14 protein-coding genes are annotated in these 18199 nt (G+C 76.3%); 7 read left to right on the top strand and 7 right to left on the bottom strand.

Features of this window, described 5'->3' with window-relative positions:
* Positions 1–54: 54 nt before the first annotated feature.
* The 6 genes from EJA20_RS12190 to EJA20_RS12165 all read right to left on the bottom strand — a co-directional run bounded on the left by EJA20_RS12190 (position 55) and on the right by EJA20_RS12165 (position 6571).
* Complete coding sequence (locus tag EJA20_RS12190) at positions 55–1737, bottom strand: BCCT family transporter (protein ID WP_240675455.1); 1683 nt, start codon at positions 1735–1737, stop codon at positions 55–57.
* A gap of 376 nt (positions 1738–2113) precedes the next feature.
* Positions 2114–2560, bottom strand: a complete 447-nt coding sequence (rplI, locus tag EJA20_RS12185; RefSeq protein WP_129338418.1) for a 50S ribosomal protein L9 — start codon at positions 2558–2560, stop codon at positions 2114–2116.
* A gap of 14 nt (positions 2561–2574) precedes the next feature.
* Complete coding sequence (rpsR, locus tag EJA20_RS12180; protein WP_129338417.1) at positions 2575–2811, bottom strand: 30S ribosomal protein S18; 237 nt, start codon at positions 2809–2811, stop codon at positions 2575–2577.
* A 166-nt stretch (positions 2812–2977) separates the two neighbouring features.
* Positions 2978–3559, bottom strand: a complete 582-nt coding sequence (locus EJA20_RS12175) for a single-stranded DNA-binding protein (RefSeq protein WP_129338416.1) — start codon at positions 3557–3559, stop codon at positions 2978–2980.
* A gap of 115 nt (positions 3560–3674) precedes the next feature.
* The gene (gene rpsF, locus EJA20_RS12170) at positions 3675–3968 is read right to left on the bottom strand and encodes a 30S ribosomal protein S6 (protein ID WP_129338415.1); all 294 of its coding nucleotides are present in this window, start codon (positions 3966–3968) and stop codon (positions 3675–3677) included.
* Between the two features lie 149 nt (positions 3969–4117).
* Positions 4118–6571, bottom strand: a complete 2454-nt coding sequence (locus tag EJA20_RS12165) for a transglycosylase domain-containing protein (RefSeq protein WP_164983960.1) — start codon at positions 6569–6571, stop codon at positions 4118–4120.
* 301 nt (positions 6572–6872) lie between these two features.
* Here EJA20_RS12165 and EJA20_RS12160 point away from each other — a divergent pair, with 301 nt between their 5' ends.
* The 4 genes from EJA20_RS12160 (at position 6873) to EJA20_RS12145 (ending at position 11780) form a co-directional block, all read left to right on the top strand.
* Positions 6873–7535, top strand: coding sequence for a PadR family transcriptional regulator (locus tag EJA20_RS12160; protein WP_129338413.1), 663 nt, complete (start codon positions 6873–6875; stop codon positions 7533–7535).
* Positions 7532–8620 (top strand): inositol-3-phosphate synthase, encoded by a 1089-nt coding sequence (locus EJA20_RS12155; protein WP_129338412.1) that lies wholly within the window; start codon positions 7532–7534, stop codon positions 8618–8620. The genes EJA20_RS12160 and EJA20_RS12155 overlap by 4 nt, the downstream gene beginning before the upstream one ends.
* A 128-nt stretch (positions 8621–8748) precedes the next feature.
* Entirely contained in the window at positions 8749–10125 is a 1377-nt protein-coding gene (locus EJA20_RS12150; RefSeq protein ID WP_240675452.1) for an MFS transporter, read from the top strand.
* Positions 10122–11780, top strand: coding sequence for a SpoIIE family protein phosphatase (locus EJA20_RS12145; protein WP_129338411.1), 1659 nt, complete (start codon positions 10122–10124; stop codon positions 11778–11780). Before EJA20_RS12150 ends, EJA20_RS12145 begins: the two co-directional genes overlap by 4 nt.
* 13 nt (positions 11781–11793) lie before the next feature.
* Here EJA20_RS12145 and EJA20_RS12140 read toward each other — a convergent pair whose 3' ends face one another.
* Positions 11794–13305 (bottom strand): CCA tRNA nucleotidyltransferase, encoded by a 1512-nt coding sequence (locus EJA20_RS12140; RefSeq protein WP_129338410.1) that lies wholly within the window; start codon positions 13303–13305, stop codon positions 11794–11796.
* Positions 13306–13489: 184 nt separating this feature from the next.
* Between EJA20_RS12140 and EJA20_RS12135 the strand changes: the two genes are divergently transcribed.
* Genes EJA20_RS12135 through murJ form a run of 3 tightly spaced genes read left to right on the top strand, consistent with a single transcriptional unit; the run spans position 13490 to position 18191 of the window.
* The gene (locus EJA20_RS12135) at positions 13490–14062 is read left to right on the top strand and encodes an NUDIX hydrolase (RefSeq protein ID WP_129338409.1); all 573 of its coding nucleotides are present in this window, start codon (positions 13490–13492) and stop codon (positions 14060–14062) included.
* On the top strand, positions 14059–16509 hold the full coding sequence (locus EJA20_RS12130) for a DUF6049 family protein (protein ID WP_129338408.1): 2451 nt from the start codon (positions 14059–14061) through the stop codon (positions 16507–16509). The genes EJA20_RS12135 and EJA20_RS12130 overlap by 4 nt, the downstream gene beginning before the upstream one ends.
* Positions 16506–18191, top strand: coding sequence for a murein biosynthesis integral membrane protein MurJ (murJ, locus tag EJA20_RS12125; RefSeq protein ID WP_240675451.1), 1686 nt, complete (start codon positions 16506–16508; stop codon positions 18189–18191). The genes EJA20_RS12130 and murJ overlap by 4 nt, the downstream gene beginning before the upstream one ends.
* Positions 18192–18199 lie beyond the last annotated feature (8 nt).

Below are 18199 nucleotides of genomic sequence, written 5' to 3'. Positions count from 1 at the left end.
GTTCTCCTCACGTCAACGACCGCACGCCGTCACCAACGTGCTGGCCGAGTACACCTAGGCCGGCGGACCGGGGCGCGCCGTGCGGCCGCGCCGGCGGCCCCAGCGCGACGGCCGGCCGGCCGGCGGGTCCTCGACGTCCGTCCGCTCGACCTCGAGGCCGTAGTACTCCCCGATGTGGTCGACGAGGGCCGCCCGTCGGGCGCGCTCGTACGCCCGCGCCTCGCGGCCGAAGGCGCGCACGGTCGCCGCCGCCATGGCGAGCATGACCACCGAGAACGGCAGGGCGATGATGATCGCCGCCGTCTGCAGCGCCGTCAGCCCCCCCGAGAGCAGCAGCGCCACGGCCAGCAGGGCGGAGACCAGGACGAAGAACACGCGGACCCACCGGCGCGGCTCGAGCTGGCCGCCGCTCGCGATCATCGCCATGACCAGCGCGCCGGAGTCCGACGACGTGATGAAGAAGACCGCGATGAGCACGAGGGCGCCGACGACCGCGAGGGTCCCTCCCGGCAGGTCCTGCAGCACCGCGAAGAGCGCCCCCTCCAGGTCGACGCTCCCGTCGTCGGCCACCAGGCCGCCGCTGCCGAAGACCTCGCGGTGCAGGGCGGTACCCCCGAGCACGGCGAACCAGACGAAGGTCACCAGCGTCGGCACGGCCAGCACGCCCGTCACGAACTGCCGCACCGTGCGGCCCCGCGAGATCCGCGCGATGAAGATGCCGACGAACGGCGCCCACGACATCCACCAGCCCCAGTAGAACGTCGTCCACGCGCCCTGCCACTCCTCGCCCGCCCGGCCCTGGAGCGCCGTGACGTGGAACGACAGGCCGATGAAGCCCTGCAGGTACGCGCCGATGCCCTGGACGAGCTCGCGCAGCAGGAAGAGCGTGGGACCGAGGACGAGCACGAGCACGAGGAGCAGGCCGGCGAGCGCGAGGTTGGCGTTCGACAGCCACTTCATGCCCCGCCCGACGCCGGAGAGCACGGACGCCAGCACGCCGAGGGTGATGAGCGCGATGAGCAGGACCTGCAGCCCCGTGGACGGCTCGACGAGGCCGATGCTGCCCAGCCCCGAGCCGATCTGGAGGACGCCGAGCCCGAGGGACGTCGCCACCCCGAAGAGGGTGCCCACGAGGGCGACCACGTCGACGACGTCGCCCCACGCACCGCGCACGCGGCGCCCGAGCAACGGCTCCAGCGCCCACCGGATCGAGACGGGCCGGCCGCGCCGGTGGATCGCGTACGCGAGCGCGAGCCCGACCACGACGTAGATGGCCCAGGCGTGCAGCCCCCAGTGCAGGTACGTCTGGGACAGCGCCTGCTGCGCCAGCTGCCCCGGTGTCCCCGTGACGCCGGGACGGGGCGAGGCGAAGTGGCTGAGGGGCTCGCTCACCCCGTAGAACACGAGCCCGATGCCCATGCCGGCCGCGAACAGGAGGGCGAACCACGACCGGGTGCTGAACTCGGGCTCGTCGTCGTCCCTGCCGAGCCGCAGGTCCCCGTGCCGCCCGAGGCCGAACCACAGGGACAGGCCGACGAAGAAGGCGACGACGAGCACGTAGTACCAGCTGAACCCGCGCACGATCGCGCCCTGCACGGCACCGAGGACCTCGCCGGCGGTGGCGGGCGTGAGGATCGCCAGGACGGCGGCCGCGAGGGTGACGACGGCGGAGGGCCAGAAGACCCGGGGCGCGACGGCACGGGCGGCGGGCGGGGCCGGGGGCCCGGGCGGCGGCACGGGGGGCGGCACGGGGACGGGTGGTGCTACGGGCGGTGCTGCGGGTGGTGCTGCGGGTGGTGCTGCGGGCGGTGCGGTGTCGGCCTGGCCGGCGAGGAGCGGAGGACGGTCGGGGGAGGACGGGCTCATGGGCCTCTCTCGGGGTGGGGGGACGCGGGGGCCGCGGGGCGCGCGCCGCCGCACGGGTGACCCGCGTGACCGGGAGCACGACGCAGGACGGGGCAGCGCGATGCGGGCCTGGGAAGCACGACACAGGCCTGAGCAGCACGACGCGGGCCTGGGCAGCACGGCGCAGGCCGGGGCAGCACGACGCCCCGCGGTCCGGAGGGACCGCGGGGCGGCGCGGGTGACGGGACGGGCCCGCCGGCGGTTCAGGTCAGGCGCTGACGACCTTGACCGTGAGGGTCGCGGCGACCTCCGGGTGGAGGCGCACGGAGACCTTGTGCTCGCCCGTGGCCTTGATGGGCTGGGCGATCTCGATCTTGCGCTTGTCGACGGACGCACCGGCCTCGGTCACCGCGGCGGCGATGTCCGTGGTCGTGATGGCGCCGAAGAGGCGGCCACCGGCACCGGTCTTGGCTCGCACGACGACGGGCTTGCTCTGCAGCGAGTCCCGGGCGGCGCGCGCCTCGTCGAGCGTGGCGATCTCGCGGGCCTTGCGGGCCTTGCGGATCGCGGTGACGTCCTTCTCGGCGCCCTTCGACCACGCCGTGGCGAGGCCGCGCGGGACGAGGAAGTTGCGGGCGTACCCGTCCTTCACCTCGACCACGTCGCCGGGGGCACCGAGACCGGTGACCTCGTGGGTCAGGATGAGCTTGGCCATGACGGTCCCCTCTCTCAGCGCGCCGACGACGAGTACGGCAGCAGGGCCATCTCGCGGGCGTTCTTGACCGCGCGGGCGATCGCGCGCTGCTCCTGGACGGACACGCCCGTCACCCGACGCGCGCGGATCTTCCCGCGGTCGGAGATGAACTTGCGCAGCAGCGCGGTGTCCTTGTAGTCGACCGCGTCGATCTTGGCGACCTTCAGCGGGTTCTGCTTCTTCTTGGGCTTGCGGACGACGGGCTTGGCCATCGCGGTGCTCCTTCTCTCGGAGCCCCGAGCGTTGCCGTGCTCGGGGATGCGGTGTCTACGGCGACGTCACGCGGGGCGACGTCGGTGCCGGCCGGGGCCGGCGGTGCTGGTGCGGGTCACGGCGCCCGTGCAGGTGCACGTGCGCCGCGGGCCGGACCGGGGTCGGTCAGAAGGGGGGCTCGTCCGAGTAGCCGCCGCCGCCCGAGCTGCTCGCGGGCGTGGCCCACGGGTCGTCGGACGCGGCGCCGCCGGAGGACTGGCCCCCGCCGTACCCGCCCCCGCCGCCGGAGGACTGGCCGCCGCCGAAGCCGCCGCCACCCCCGCCGCCGCCGGAGAACCCGCCGCCACCGCCACCGCCGAAGCCGCCGCCCCCACCGCCGGAGCGCTGGGTGCGGGTGACCTTGGCCGAGGCGTAGCGCAGCGAGGGCCCGACCTCGTCGACCTGGAGCTCGACGACGGTGCGCTTCTCGCCCTCACGGGTGTCGTACGTGCGGGAGACGAGGCGGCCCTGGGCGATGACCCGGGTGCCCTTCGTCAGCGACTCGGCGACCTGCTCGGCCGCCTCGCGCCAGATCGAGCAGCGCATGAACAGCGTCTCTCCGTCCTTCCACTCGTTCGCCTGACGGTCGAAAGTGCGGGGCGTGGACGCGATCGTGAAGTTGGCGACGGCCGCCCCCGAGGGGGTGAACCGCAGCTCCGGGTCCCCCGTGAGGTTCCCGACGACCGTGATGAGGGTCTCTCCTGCCATGACTGCTCCTTCTGGTCCGGCCGGGTGTCCGGGCTCGGCGTGCGTGCTCGTCGTCGCGACCCTACGGGGCCGGTCCGACAGCGGGGCGGGGCCGTCAACAGGACGGCCCGCGACCTCACTTCTCGGCGCGCAGGACCTTCGTCCGCAGGACGACCTCGTTGAGGCCGAGCTGGCGGTCCAGCTCCTTGGCCGTGGCCGGGGAGGCGGTGAAGTCGACGACGGCGTAGATGCCCTCGGCCTTCTTCGCGATCTCGTAGGCCAGGCGGCGACGGCCCCAGATGTCGACCTTGTCCACCGTGCCGCCGTCGGTCTTGACGACGTTCAGGTAGCGGTCGAGCGACGGGGCGACGGTGCGCTCCTCGATCTCGGGGTCGAGGATGATCATGATCTCGTACTGACGCAGGCTCATACCCACCTCCTCTGGTCTCGGCGGTCACGGTCGTTCCGTGACAGGAGGGTGTGTGCGTCGCGGCGCGCCTCCCCGACCGGTGGTCCGGGTGCACGTGCCGCAGCGCGTCAGGGTACAGGGCGTGCGGCCCCGGGCACGAATCGCCCCGGTCAGGGGAGGGGCGGCGCCGTGGCCCCGGTGCCGTCGCCGGTCGAGCCGGCGCCCCCCGTGGTCGTGCCGCCCTCGGAGGGCACGGTCGGCGTCGGCGTGGCGGTCGGCTCCGGCGCCGGTGCGGCCGGCGCCCCCGAGGACACGACCACGCGCACGGCCGACCCCGCCCCGACGGCCGACCCGGCACCGGGCTCGAGGCGGACCACCCGACCCGCCGCGGTCGTCGTCGATGGCTCCTGCACGACCTCCGGCCGCAGGCCCGCCGCCAGCAGCGCGGCGCTCGCGTCGGCCTCGAGGACCCCGACGAGGCCGCCCGGCACGGCGACCTCGGCCGGCGCCGTCTCCGTGGGCGTCGGCGTGGGCGTCGGGGTGGGGGTCGCCGTCGCGCTCGCCGTCGCCGTCGGGCCCACGTCGGCCCGGGGCGGGAAGTCGGTCGCGGCCCCGTACCGGGGCAGCGCGAGGACGGGCTCCATGTACGCCGCCCACACGCGCGCGGGCCACGTGCTGCCCGTGACCTCCCGCACGCCGCCGAAGGGCGTGATGGTGACCTGGTCGCGGCCGTCCGGACCCACCTGGCTGAAGGACACCGTCGTCGCGAGCGTCGTGGTGTAGCCGGCGAACCACGCCGACCGGTTCTCCTGCGAGGTGCCCGTCTTGCCGGCGACGGGGACGTCGATGACGCGGCCCACGTTCCGGTTGCCCGAGCCCCGCTCCACGACCTGCTGCATCGCGTAGGTCGCGTCCGCCATGACGTCCGCCGCGAAGGCCTGGGTGCGGGTCGTCTCGTGCGCGTAGGCGACGGCCCCGTCGGCGTAGGTCGCCGACCGCAGGACGAAGGGGTCGGAGTGCTGCCCCTGCGCCGCGAAGGTCGCGTAGGCGGACGCCACGTCGAGGGGGTGGACGATGTCCGTGCCGAGCACGTTGCCGGCGTTGACCCCCACCTCGGTGGTGATGCCCGCCCGCTGCGCCACCTCCGCCGTGCGCTCGGGGCCGATCTCGAGGTTGAGCTGGGCGTACACGGTGTTCACGGAGTCCTGCGTGGCGCGCACGAGGTCGATCCGGCCGTAGGACGTCCCGCCGAAGTTCTGGAGCGAGCCGCCCCAGCCCTCGGGGCTCATGGGGGAGGCGCCGCTGAAGGTCGTCGTGAGCGGCACACCCTGCTCCAGCGCGGCGACGAGCGTGAACGGCTTGAAGGTCGAGCCGCCCTGGATGGCGTCCTCGGTCGCGCGGTTGAAGGGCTCGGCGAGGTAGTCGGCGCCGGCCCACAGCGACACGACGGCGCCGTCCGCCGGGTCGACCGACACGATCGTCACCCTGGTCGCCGGGTCGGGGGCCGCCCCGGCGAGCGTGCCGTCCCACAGCGCCGTGGCGGTGGCGACCGCCGCGTCCTGGACGGGCTTGACGAAGGTGGCCTGCAGCGCCAGGCCGGCGCGCTTGAGCTCGTCCTCCGACAGCCCCAGCGTCTCCTGGGCCTCGGCCTCCACCATCTTCAGCAGGTAGCCGTTCGGGCCGGCGTAGGTCTGCGACTCGTCCTCGACGACCGTCTCCGGGAACGTCTGCGCCGCCCGCTCCTGGGCCGTGATCCAGCCGTCGGCCTCCATGAGGTCGAGCACCCGCGCCCAGCGCTGCTGCGCCCGCTCGGGGTCCACCGCCGGGTCGTAGTTGTTCGGCGAGGGGATGATGCCCGCGAGCATCGCCGACTGCGACACGGTCAGCTCGGCGGCGTCGACCCCGAAGTACGCCTGCGCGGCCTCCTGCACGCCGTAGGTGTCCCGGCCCCAGTACACGGTGTTGAGGTAGCGGCCGAGGATCTGGGCCTTCGACTCCTGCTGCGCGATCTTCACCGCGAGCAGCGCCTCCTTCGCCTTGCCGACGTACCCGATCGACGTGCGCTCCGTGTAGTAGTTCTTCACGTACTGCTGCGTCAGGGTCGAGGCGCCCTGGGTGTCGCCGCCGCGCACGTTGTTGACGAAGGCGCGCACGATCCCCGGGATCGAGATCCCCCGGTTGGTCCAGAACGAGCGGTCCTCCGACGCGACGACGGCGTTGCCGACGTGCTCGGGCAGCGCGGCCGCGTCGACGATCGTGCGCCGCAGGCCGGGCAGGTCCGCCACGGGCTCGCCGCGGGTGCCGTCCTCGTTGCTCCAGTAGACGGTCGTCGTCTGCGCCTGGGCCTCGTCGCCCGGGGCGGGGACGTCGACGAGCGCGTACGCGACCGCCACGCCGCCGACGACGAGCACGACGAGGCCCAGCACGACGGCCAGCAGGCCGCGCCAGGTCGGCAGGAGGCGCCGCAGGCCGCGACGGCGGGGCCGACGGCCGCGGGCCGGGCGCGCGGTGCCCCCCGCGCCACGGGCCGCGGTCCCGGGCACGCCCGACGCCGCGCCCCGTCCGCCGCCGCTCGTCGCCGAGCGCGGCGTGCGCCGCCCCTCCGTGCCGTCCCTGCCTGCCACCGTGCCGTCCCCTCCGCCCGGCCCCCTCGGGCCCGGCCCTCGCGCCGCCAGTATGCGAGCGGCAGCCCCCGCATCGTCGCGCGCGGACGCCGGCCGGGGTCCGCCGCGCCCGGGTCCGCCCCCGATCGCCGCAGGTCGGCCCCCGATCCTGCACACGATCCCCACACGGGCCACGCCCCGCGCGCGGGGCGGCCGGTTGTGCCCCGGCGACCGTCGGCCTACTCTCCCGATGTATCCATTCGATACATCGAGCAACGCTCTCCGCCCCGCGGGCGGGGCGACGGCGGGGAGGAGGTCGACGATGCGCTCACGCACCGAGGTGCTCGAGACCGCCGTCCTGGGCCTGCTCCACGAGTCGCCCATGCACGGGTACGAGCTGCGCAAGCGCCTGAACCTCGTGCTCGGCTCCTTCCGCGCCCTCTCGTACGGCTCCCTCTACCCCTGCCTGCGCGCCCTCGTGGCGCAGGGCTGGATCGAGGGGACGGACACGGGCGACGGGCCGGCGGTCTCGACGAAGCGCGCGCGGATCGTCTACGAGCTCACGACCGAGGGCAAGGAGCACCTGGGCGCGCTGCTGGCGACCTCCGGCCCCGCGGCGTGGGAGGACGAGCAGTTCGACGTGCGCTTCGCGTTCTTCGGGCAGACGGACGCCGAGACCCGGCTCCGCATCCTCGAGGGACGGCGCTCCCGCCTCACGGAGCGCCTGGAGTCCGTGCGCCAGTCCGTCGCCCGCACCCGCGAGCGCATGGACGAGTACACCCTCGAGCTCCAGCGCCACGGGCTCGACCTCGTCGAGCGCGAGGTCCGCTGGCTCGACGAGCTGATCGACAACGAGCGCGGCGTCCGCCGTGCGACCCCCGGGGACGGCCGTCCGGCCGCCACCGGCACCACCGACGCCAGCGACGTGCGGCAGGACCCTCCTGCCCTCGACGCGGGGCGCACCACCCAGAAGGAGCGAGGATGACCATCCGCGTCGCCATCGCCGGCGTCGGCAACTGCGCCGCGTCGCTGGTCCAGGGCGTGCAGTTCTACGCCGACGCCGACCCGGGCAGCCGGGTCCCGGGCCTCATGCACGTCCAGTTCGGGCCGTACCACGTCCGGGACATCGAGTTCGTGGCCGCGTTCGACGTCGACGCCAAGAAGGTCGGCTTCGACCTCTCGGAGGCGATCCTCGCGTCGGAGAACAACACGATCAAGATCGCCGACGTGCCGCCGCTGGGCGTCACGGTGCAGCGCGGCCCGACCCTCGACGGCATCGGCAAGTACTACGCCGAGACCATCGACGAGGCCGACGCCGAGCCGGTCGACGTGGTGCAGGCGCTCAAGGACGCGCAGGTCGACGTCCTCATCTCCTACCTGCCGGTGGGCTCCGAGGACGCGGACAAGTACTACGCCCAGTGCGCCATCGACGCGGGCGTCGCCTTCGTCAACGCCCTGCCCGTCTTCATCGCCTCCGACCCCGAGTGGGCGAAGAAGTTCGAGGACGCCGGCGTCCCGATCGTCGGCGACGACATCAAGTCCCAGGTCGGCGCCACCATCACGCACCGCGTGCTGGCCCGGCTCTTCGAGGACCGCGGTGTCGTGCTGGACCGCACGTACCAGCTCAACGTCGGCGGCAACATGGACTTCAAGAACATGCTGGAGCGCGAGCGCCTGCAGTCCAAGAAGCTGTCCAAGACGCAGGCCGTCACCTCCAACATCGACGAGGGCCCCCTCGCCGGCAAGAAGGAGGACCGCAACGTCCACATCGGCCCGTCCGACTACGTGGCGTGGCTCGACGACCGCAAGTGGGCGTACGTGCGCCTCGAGGGCCGCGCGTTCGGCGAGGTGCCCCTGAACCTCGAGTACAAGCTCGAGGTCTGGGACTCCCCGAACTCCGCGGGCATCATCATCGACGCCCTGCGCGCCGCGAAGATCGCCAAGGACCGCGGCATCGGCGGCCCGATCATCCCGGCGTCGACGTACTTCATGAAGTCCCCGCCCGTGCAGATGGAGGACCAGAAGGGCCGTGCGGCCCTCGAGGCCTTCATCCGCGGCGACGAGGCCTGAGCCTCGACCCGACCGCGGTGACGGCAGGGGTGGTGCGGGCTGCGGCCGGCACCACCCCTGCGGGCGTCCGGCCCGACCGACCCGACCGGCCCGACCGTCGCGTCGGCGTGCGGCACTAGGCTCGGCGGGTGCGCGTGCTCGGCGACCTGCGGGCCCTGTGGCCGCTCGCCGGCTTCCGGCGGCTGCTCGGGGTGCGCCTGGCGAGCCAGTCCGGCGACGGGCTGTTCCAGATCGGCCTCGCGACGCTGTTCTTCTTCTCGCCGGAGACCGCGAGCACCGCGACGGGCGTCGCCGCGGCCTTCGCGGTGCTGCTGCTGCCCTTCACCGTCGTCGGGCCGTGGGCCGGGGTGCTGCTCGACCGCTGGCGGCGGCGGCAGGTGCTCGTCGTCGGGAACCTCGTCCGGGCCGCGCTGGCGCTCGTCGTCGCGGGCCTGGTCCTCACCGTGGGCGTCGGCCCGGCGGTCTACGTGCTCGCGCTCGTCTGCCTGTCCGTCAACCGCTTCCTGCTCGCCGCGCTGTCGACCGCGCTGCCGCGGCTCGTCGACGGCCCGCTGCTCCTCACCGCGAACGCCGTCACCCCCACGCTCGGCACCGCCGCCTCGGGGGTCGGCGCCGGGCTCGGGCTCCTCGTCGGGCTGCTCGTGCCGGCCGGGGCGCCGCGGGACGCGGGCACGCTCGTCGCCGCGGCGCTGCTCATGGCCGTCGCCTCGCTCGTGGCCGCCGGCTGGGACCGCGAGGCGCTCGGCCCGGACCGGCGGGCCGACGCCCGGGCGCTGGCCACGGCGCTCCGGACGCTCGGCCGCGGCCTGGGCGAGGGCGTCGGCACGCTCGTCGCGCGGCGCACCCCGGCCGCGGCCCTCGGCGTCATGGCGTGGCACCGGTTCCTCTACGGCACCGTGTTCATCGCCTCGGTCCTCATCGCGCGGAACCTCCTCGCGGACCCCGCGGACCCCGACGAGGGGCTGCGCGTCTTCGCGGGCGTGCTCGGGGCCACGGCCCTCGGCTTCGCGGCGGCCGTCGTGCTCACGCCCGTGGTCAGCCCGCGGCTCGGCCCGCAGCGCTGGGTCGTGCTGTGCCTCGGGGTGGCGGCGGTCAGCCAGCTCCTCCTCGTGCCGCCCGTGCGGCACGGGACCGTCCTGGCAGCGGCGGCCGTCCTGGGGCTGGCCGCCCAGGGCACGAAGATCGCCGTCGACACCGTCGTCCAGCGGGACACCCCAGACGCGTACCGCGGGCGGGCCTTCGCGCTCTACGACGTCCTCTACAACGCGGCCTTCGTCCTCGCCGCCGCGCTCGGCGCGCTCGCGCTGCCTGACGACGGCTGGAGCCCCGTGCTGTCCGTCGTCCTCGCGCTCGCCTACGGTGCCGGTGCGGCGGTCTTCCGGAGGCTGCCCCGGCAGGTCCCGGCGCACCTCGCGGGCCCGGCGACCGGGACGACGACCGGCACGACGACCGGCACGACGACGGGCACGACGACGGGCACGACGACGGGGGAGGTGCGCGCGTGAGCGACCCGCTCCTGCTGCGCGCGCTGCGGACCTCCGGCGTGGCGGTCGCGCTGTCCGACCCGCACCAGCGCGACGAGCCCGTCGTGTGGGTGAACGACGCCTTCGTCGCGCTGACGGGCTACGCGCCGGAGGAGGTCGTCGGCCGCAACTGCCGCTTCCTCCAGGGGGAGGGCACCGACCGGGCCGCCGCGCGGCGCCTCGCGCTGGCCGAGTCGGGCACGCGCACGGTCACGGAGACGCTGCTCAACCACCGCAAGGACGGCACGCCGTTCTGGAACCAGATGGTCATCAGCCCCGTGCTCGACGAGGCCGGCGCCATGACCCACCGCATCGCGGTGCAGGCGGACGTGACCGGGCGCGTCCGTGCCGAGCGCGACCGCGACGACCGCCTCGCCCTGGCGCAGGCCACGACCGTGCGGCTGGAGCTGCTGGCCCGCGTGACGGACTCCGTGGCCGCGCACCTGGACTACGACGACGCGGTGGCTGCGCTCGCCGACGCCGTGGTCCCCGCGCTGGCGACGTGGGGCTTCGTCGTCATGACGGACGAGGTCGGGCGGGTCGAGCGTCTCCACGTGGCCGTCGCCGACCCCCACCGCCGGCCGGCGGCCGACGCCCTCGAGCACGACACGGTCGGGTGGCTGACCCGCTCGCCGTCGGTCAACGCGGCCCTCACGGGGAAGGACCCGCTCGTGAGCACGCCGTTCGACGTCGACACCGCGGGGCTCGTGCACCGGACGACCCCGGAGCAGCTCGAGCACCTGCGCGCGCTCGGCCTGGGCAGCGCGCTCGTCGTGCCGCTGCGCGCCCGCGGCCGGGTGCTCGGCGCGCTGTGCCTCGTGCACGAGCGGCGCGGTGCCTTCGGCTCCGACACGGTCGTGACGGCCGCGCACCTGGGGCGTCGGGCCGGGCTCGCCCTGGACAACGTGCGCCTCTACCTGCGCGAGCGCCGGTCCGCCCTCACCCTGCAGCACAGCCTGCTGCCCGAGATCCCCGACGTGCCCGGCCTCGACCTCGCCGCGACGTACCTCCCCTCGGGCCTGCGCGCCGAGGTCGGCGGCGACTGGTTCGACGTGCTGCCCCTGAAGTCGGGCCGGGTCGGCGTCGCGGTCGGCGACGTCATGGGCCACGACATGCAGGCCGCCGCCGCCATGGGTCAGCTGCGCTCCATGCTCCGCACCACCGCGTGGCGCGAGGCCCCGCCGGCGGCGGCCCTGGCGGACGTCGACGAGCTCGTGCGCGCGCTCGACATCGGGGCCGTCGCCACGGCGGTCTACCTCACCTGGGCGCAGGACGGCAGCGGCGCGGCCCTCGCCTACGCCAGCGCCGGCCACCCGCCCGTCCTCGTGCGCCGGCCGTCGGGGGCCGTCGAGCGGCTCGAGGGGTCGCGCACCCGGCCCCTCGGGCTCGGGCCGCTCCGCGCGGACGCCGAGAGCAGCGTGCGCCTCGAGCCGGGCGCGGTGCTCGTCGCCTACACCGACGGCCTCGTCGAGCGCCGGGACCGCCCGCTCGCCGACGGCATCCGCGAGCTCGAGCGGGCCCTGGCGGAGGCGCCGGCCGAGGCGGGGTCCGCCGCGGTGCGCGACCACCTCGTCGACCGGCTCGTCGCCGAGCGGCCCGAGGACGACATGTGCCTGCTGGTGATGCGCCACCTGTGACGGCGCGCGCGCCTCAGGCGGGGGGCGTGCGCGCCGCCCACCAGCGCAGCAGCTCCTCGCGGGCGACGTCCTCCCCGAGCGGGCCCCGGTCCATCCGCAGGCCGAGCAGGTACCGGTACGCCTCGCCGACCTCCCGCCCGGGCGGCAGCCCGAGGGCGGCCATGATCTGCGTGCCGTCGAGGTCCGGCCGCACCGCGGCGAGCTCCTCCGCCTCCTGGAGCCGGACGATGCGGGTCTCCAGGTCGTCGTAGGCGGCCTGGAGCCGGTGCGCCTTGCGGACGTTGCGCGTGGTGCAGTCCGAGCGGGTCAGACGGTGCAGGCGCTCGAGCAGCGGGCCGGCGTCCGTGACGTAGCGGCGCACCGCGCTGTCGGTCCACTCGCCCTCGCCGTAGCCGTGGAAGCGCAGGTGCAGCTCCGTCAGCCGCGCGACGTCCTTCACCGTGGCCCGGTCGAAGCGCAGGGCCTTGAGCCGGGCGGCGGCGAGCTTGGCGCCCACGACCTCGTGGTGGTGGAAGCTCACGCCGCCGCCGGGCTCGAAGCGGCGGGTCCGCGGCTTGCCGACGTCGTGCAGCAGCGCCGCCAGCCGCAGGGTGAGGTCGGGGCGCGGCACGGGGCCGTCGGCGCCGGTCTCGAGCGCGATCGCCCGCTCGAGCACGGTGAGCGAGTGCTGGTAGACGTCCTTGTGCCGGTGGTGCTCGTCGATCTCGAGCTGGAGGGCGGGCAGCTCGGGCAGGACGTGCGCGGCCAGCCCGGAGTCGACGAGGAGCTCCAGCCCCGGCCGCGGCCGGTCCGCCAGCAGGAGCTTGACCAGCTCGTCGCGCACGCGCTCGGCGGAGACGATGGAGATGCGGTCCGCCATGGCACGGATCGCGGCGTCCGCGGCGGGGTCCAGGCGCATCCCGAGCTGGGCGGCGAAGCGCGCGGCGCGCATCATCCGCAGCGGGTCGTCGTCGAAGGAGCGGTCGGGCGCGATCGGGGTGCGCAGGAGGCCGGCCGCGAGGTCGTCGAGGCCGCCGAAGGGGTCGACGAAGGCGAGCTCGGGCAGCCGCACGGCCATGGCGTTGACCGTGAAGTCCCGGCGGGAGAGGTCGCCCTCGAGGCTGTCGCCGTACTCGACGACGGGCTTGCGCGACGCCGGGTCGTAGCGGTCGGTCCGGTAGGTCGTCACCTCGACGACGACGTCCACGTCGGGGCCCGTGCCGCGCGTGCGCCGCCGCGCCCCGATCGTGCCGAACGCCTTGCCGATGTCCCAGTGGGCGTCGCCCCACCGGGCGAGCAGCGCCTGCGTCGCCTCCGGCGGCGCCGAGGTGGCGAAGTCGAGGTCGGCCGAGGACCGGCCGAGGAAGGCGTCGCGCACGGGACCGCCGACGAGCGCGAGCTCGTGCCCCGCCGCGCGGAACCGCTCGCCCAGCTCCCGGGCCTCCGCGGGGAGGGCCGCCAGGACCGCGAGCGCCCGCCGGCGCAGCGCCTCGACCGCCTCGGGCGCGGGGGCGTCGACGGGGCTGCCGGCGGTGGGTCCGGGCACGGGGGCGAGAGGGTCGGGCACGGGGGTCAAGCCTGCCAGACCGGCCCGCGCGCCCGCAGGGACGGTCCCGGCGCCCGCGGGGACGGCCCCGGCGCCCGCAAGGACTGCCCCGGCACCCGCCGGGACCGCGCGGCGGACGCGGGGACGGAGGGGCGGTGCAGGTCCGGCGGTTACAGTGGCGGGCATGTCCAGCGCCGCGACGCCCCCGGCCCCTCGGGGGGCCCCCGCGCCGCGCGGACCCGCGCCCCACCCGCCCGGCGGGCACCCGCTGCGCATCGACCCGCAGGCCACGCCCCCGCGCCGGGCGACGGCGCTGCCCGTCGTCGACGAGACCTCGGCCGGCGGTCTCGTCGTGACGCAGGAGGACGGGGTCTTCCTCGCGGCCGTCATCGCGCGCCGCAACCGGGCCGGCCGCCTCGAGTGGTGCCTGCCCAAGGGGCACCTCGAGGGCGCCGAGACGCCCGAGGAGGCGGCCGTCCGGGAGATCGCCGAGGAGACCGGCATCGACGGCCGGATCCTGCGCCGGCTCGGCGTCATCGACTACTGGTTCAGCGGCGACGACCGCCGCGTGCACAAGGTCGTGCACCACTTCCTGCTCGGCGCCGTCGGCGGCGAGCTGTCCGTGGAGGGCGACCCCGACGGCGAGGCCGAGGACGCCGCCTGGGTGCCCGTCGCGGCGCTGCCCGACCGGCTCGCCTACCCCAACGAGCGCCGGCTCGCCCACACCGCGCTGACGCTCCTCGTCGACGCGCCGTGACCGCGCGCGCGGCCGCCCGCCCCCGTGGCGGGCGCGCCCTGGCCGCGGTGACGGCGGCCGTCGCGACGGTGCTGGGCCTCGTCGCGGCCCCGACGGTCGCCGTCCTGGCCTCCGTCGTGGCCGGCGTCGCCACCGCACCCGCCGCGCGGGCGGCCGAGGAGGCGTCGCTGCCCGTCACGGTCCGCCTCGACGCCGTGGCGCCCCAGGTGCTCGAGCCCGGCCAGGACCTCCTCGTCCGCGCCACCGTCCGCAACGACTCCGACGAGGACCTCGACTCCCCCCGCGTCTCCCTGCTCCTGTCGCGGTTCCGCATGGCGGGGGCGGACGAGGTGGCGGCCTGGGCCGACGCCGGTCCGACGGAGTCCGCCGGGCAGCGCGTCGCGCAGACGGTCGTCGAGGGCACCCTCGCCCCCGGGGCGTCGGCGACCGTCGACCTCCCGCTGCCCGCGGCGGACGTCCGCCTGCTCGACCTGCCCGACGTGTGGGGACCGCGCGGACTGGCCGTGGACGTGACGGTCGGCCGCACGCTCGTCGGGCTCGTGCGGACCTACGTGCTGTGGCGGCCGGCGGGGACGCTGCCGCAGGCACGCGTCGCCGTGCTGCTGCCGCTGACGGCCCCGGCCTCGGTCGCGCTCCCGGCCGGCACCGCGGAGCCCCTCGCCGCCCCGGTCGCGACGGCGGGCGCGGGCGACGCGACGGCCGGGGCGACCGACGACGCGACCGACGACGCGACCGCGGACCCGGCCGGCCCCGCGACGGACGGCGCGGCCGACGCCCCGGGGGAGGTCGTGGCCGCGGAGCCGGGCGAGGACGGCACGGACGGCAGCTCGGACGGCGGCTCGGGGTCCGGCACGGGGTCCGGCACGGCCGGCGACGAGGGCTCCGGCGCGGACGGCACGACGCCGTCGCCGTCGGACCTGGGGGACGCCACCGCCGACGCGCTCGCGCTCGGCGCCGGGCGGGACGTCACCTACGCGGTCGACCCGGTGCTCGTCGGCGCGGCCGGGGCCGGTGCCGGCAGGGGTGCCGAGGGCGACGGGGCGGACGCCGACGGGCCCGGCGGGGGCCCCCTGGCGGGCGTCGAGGGCCACGAGGTGTGGACGCTGCCGTGGGCCGACCCCGACGTCGCGGCCGTGGCGCGGGCCGGCCGCGGCGAGCTGCTCGCCGCCGCGCAGGACCTGGCGGCCACGACGGACCTCGCCACCCAGGGTCCGCTGGTGTGGTCGGCCGACCCCCTCGACGCCACGACGCAGGACCTGCTCGGCTCGGGCGCGTGGACCGCCGCCGGACCCGCGGGGGCCCGGCTCGTCGTCGCCCCGCCGGCGCCGGTCGCCGTCACGGGGGCGGGGAGCGACGGGGCCGCCCTCCGGTCCGTCACGACCGCGGGCGCACCGCTCACCGTCGTCGGGCCCGACCCGGTGCTCTCCGACCTGCTCGCGGGCGCCGGGACGGACCCCGACGACGCCCCGCTCACGCCCGCCGCGGCCGCGCAGCGCGCCCTGGCCGAGACCGCGGTGCGCGCACGGGCGGCCACGGAGGCCGGGCGCGGCGTGCTCGTGGCGCCCGACCGGGCCGCCGCGGTCGACCCCGCGCTCGCCGGCCCCCTCCTCGACGCCCTGGCGGCGGCCCCCTGGGTGACGACGACGCCGCTGTCGGGTCTCGTCGACGGCGCCCGCGACGAGGCGGCCGCGACCCCCGCCCCCGCGCCGTCGGGCACCCGCGCGGACCCGGCGCCCACCGCCTCCTCGTCCGCGCCGGCGCGGGACCTGTCGGCCGGGGCCGCCCCCGCCGCGCAGGTGCGGGCCCTCGCCGACGCGCGCGCCGCGACGGTCGCGTTCGCGGGCGTGGCGGCCGACCCGGCCGTCCTGCTCGACGGCGTCGACGCGGCCGCCCTGTCCCCCCTCTCGGTGGCCTGGCGGTCCGACCCCGAGGGGCGCGAGGCCGCCGTCGCGACGGTCGTCGACGCGCTCGCCGCCCGCCGCGGCGGGCTGGACCTCGCGCCCGTGAGCACGGTGAACGTCATCGCCGCGGAGGCGCCCTACCGCTTCTCCGTCCGCAGCTCCCTGCCCACGGACGCCACCGTCCTGCTGCGCGTCGAGCCCGCGACCGCCTGCCTCGGGGTCGGGGACGTCCCCGCGGTGACGGTCCCCGCCGGCGGGGAGATCACGGTCCCCGTGCCCTTCGAGGCCCGCGCCAACTGCGACGTCCGCGTCACGGCCGTCCTCACCGGCGCCGACGGCGAGCCGGTCTCCGCCCCCGTCACGTTCGAGGCCCGGCTCTCGCCGACGATCGAGAGCGTCGGCACGGCCGTCGTGGGCGCGGTCCTGGCGGTGGGGCTCGTCGTCGGCGTCGTCCGCACGGTCCGGCGCGGCCAGGGCGCCAGCCGGGGCCTCGGCCGGCGGGGCGGGACGGCCACGACCACGCCGCCGGCGGGGGGAGCCGCGTGAGCCGCGACGACGCCGGCACCACGGTGGACGACGGGCCCGACGAGCCGCGCGACGGCGGGGTCCGCCGGGGGGCCGCCCTCATGGCCTCGGGCACCGCCGTGTCCCGCGTGCTCGGGCTGCTGCGCGGGATGGTCCTCGTCGGGGCCGTGGGGGCCACGGGCCAGGCCGCCGACGCCTTCGCCGTCGCGAACAAGCTCCCGAACATCCTCTACCTGACGCTGGCGGGCGGGCTGCTCAACGCCGTCCTCGTGCCGCAGGTCGTCCGCGCCTTCAAGCGCGGCGGCGGGCGCGAGTACGTGGACCGGCTGCTCACCCTCGGGTTCGCCGCCCTCGCGGTGGTCGCCGTCGGGCTCACGCTCGCCGCGCCGCTGCTCGTCGACCTCTACACCGACCCCGGCGACCCCGCCCGGCGCGACCTCGCCGTCGCGTTCGCCTGGTGGTGCATCCCCCAGCTGTTCTTCTACGGCGTGTACGCGCTGCTCGGCCAGGTGCTCAACGCCCGCGGCTCCTTCGGCCCGTACATGTGGGCGCCCGTCGTCAACAACGTCGTCGCGCTCGTGGGGTTCGGCGTCTTCATCGCCGCGTTCGGGCCCGCGGAGGGCTCGGGGCTCGTGCGCGCCGAGGCCTGGACGCCCGCGGCCGTCACGACGCTCGGCGCCACCGCGACCCTCGGCGTCGTCGCGCAGGCGCTGGTGCTGCTGCCCGCCCTGCGCCGGGCCGGCATCCGCTACCGCCCGCGCCTGGGCCTGCGCGGCTCGGGCCTCGGCCGCGCCGGCGCCACGTCGACCTGGACCTTCGTCGGGCTGCTCGTCGGGCAGGTCGGGTACCTCGTCGTCTCGCGCGTCGCGACGGAGGCCACCGCGGGCAGGACGCAGGGGGTGGCGGGCGTCTTCGCCTACGACCAGGCCTTCCTCGTCTTCATGCTGCCGCACTCGCTCGTGACCGTGTCCCTGGCGACGGCCCTGTTCACGCGCCTGTCCGGGCAGGCGCACGACGGGGACGTCGCCGGCGTGCGCGCGACGCTCTCCCTGGGCCTGCGCACCGTGGGCCTGTTCACGGTCCCCGCCACCGCGCTCCTCGTCGTCCTCGCCGAGCCCGTGACCCGCCTCATCCTCATCAGCGCCCCGCCCGGCGACGCGGAGGTCGTCGCGCGGGTCGTCGTCGCGATGCTCGTCGGGCTGCCGTTCTTCGGCGCCTGGTCGCTGTGCCAACGCGTCTACTACGCCGACGAGGACGCGCGCGGCCTCATCCCCACGCAGGTCGCCATGGCGGCCGTGGTCGGGGTCGGGACGCTCCTGGGGCGGGCGTTCCTGCCGCGCGAGGACTGGGTCGTCGGCGCCGGCGTGGCCATGTCCGTCTCCTACGCCCTCGGCACGGTCGTCTCGCTCGTCCGCCTCCACCGGCGTCTCGGCGGCGTCGACGCGTTCCACGTGGTGCGCACCCACGTGCGGGTCACGATCGGCGCGCTCGTCGCGGCCGGCGCCGGGGCCGCCGCCCTCGCGGGGCTGCACCGCGTCGTGGAACCGGCGTCGCCGCTCGGGGCGCTGCTGGCCTGCGTGGTCGTCGGGGCCCTCATGGGCGGGCTGTACGTCGCGGTGCTGCGGCTGCTGCACGTCCGCGAGCTCGACACGCTCGCGGGGCCGGCGCTGCGGGCCGTGTCGCGCGTCCTGCGGCGGCGCTGACGCCCCGT

This window comes from Cellulomonas endophytica (genome assembly GCF_004123805.1).
Taxonomy (GTDB): Bacteria; Actinomycetota; Actinomycetes; order Actinomycetales; family Cellulomonadaceae; genus Cellulomonas; species Cellulomonas endophytica.
This window is presented reverse-complemented; position numbering and strand designations above follow the sequence as displayed.

Excerpts from the sequence above, each read along its gene's own strand:
- rplI (WP_129338418.1), bottom strand. The coding sequence starts at position 2,560 with ATGGCCAAGCTCATCCTGACCCACGAGGTCACCGGTCTCGGTGCCCCC.
- rpsR (WP_129338417.1), bottom strand. The coding sequence starts at position 2,811 with ATGGCCAAGCCCGTCGTCCGCAAGCCCAAGAAGAAGCAGAACCCGCTG.
- EJA20_RS12175 (WP_129338416.1), bottom strand. The coding sequence starts at position 3,559 with ATGGCAGGAGAGACCCTCATCACGGTCGTCGGGAACCTCACGGGGGAC.
- rpsF (WP_129338415.1), bottom strand. The coding sequence starts at position 3,968 with ATGAGCCTGCGTCAGTACGAGATCATGATCATCCTCGACCCCGAGATC.
- EJA20_RS12160 (WP_129338413.1), top strand. The coding sequence starts at position 6,873 with ATGCGCTCACGCACCGAGGTGCTCGAGACCGCCGTCCTGGGCCTGCTC.
- EJA20_RS12155 (WP_129338412.1), top strand. The coding sequence starts at position 7,532 with ATGACCATCCGCGTCGCCATCGCCGGCGTCGGCAACTGCGCCGCGTCG.
- EJA20_RS12135 (WP_129338409.1), top strand. The coding sequence starts at position 13,490 with ATGTCCAGCGCCGCGACGCCCCCGGCCCCTCGGGGGGCCCCCGCGCCG.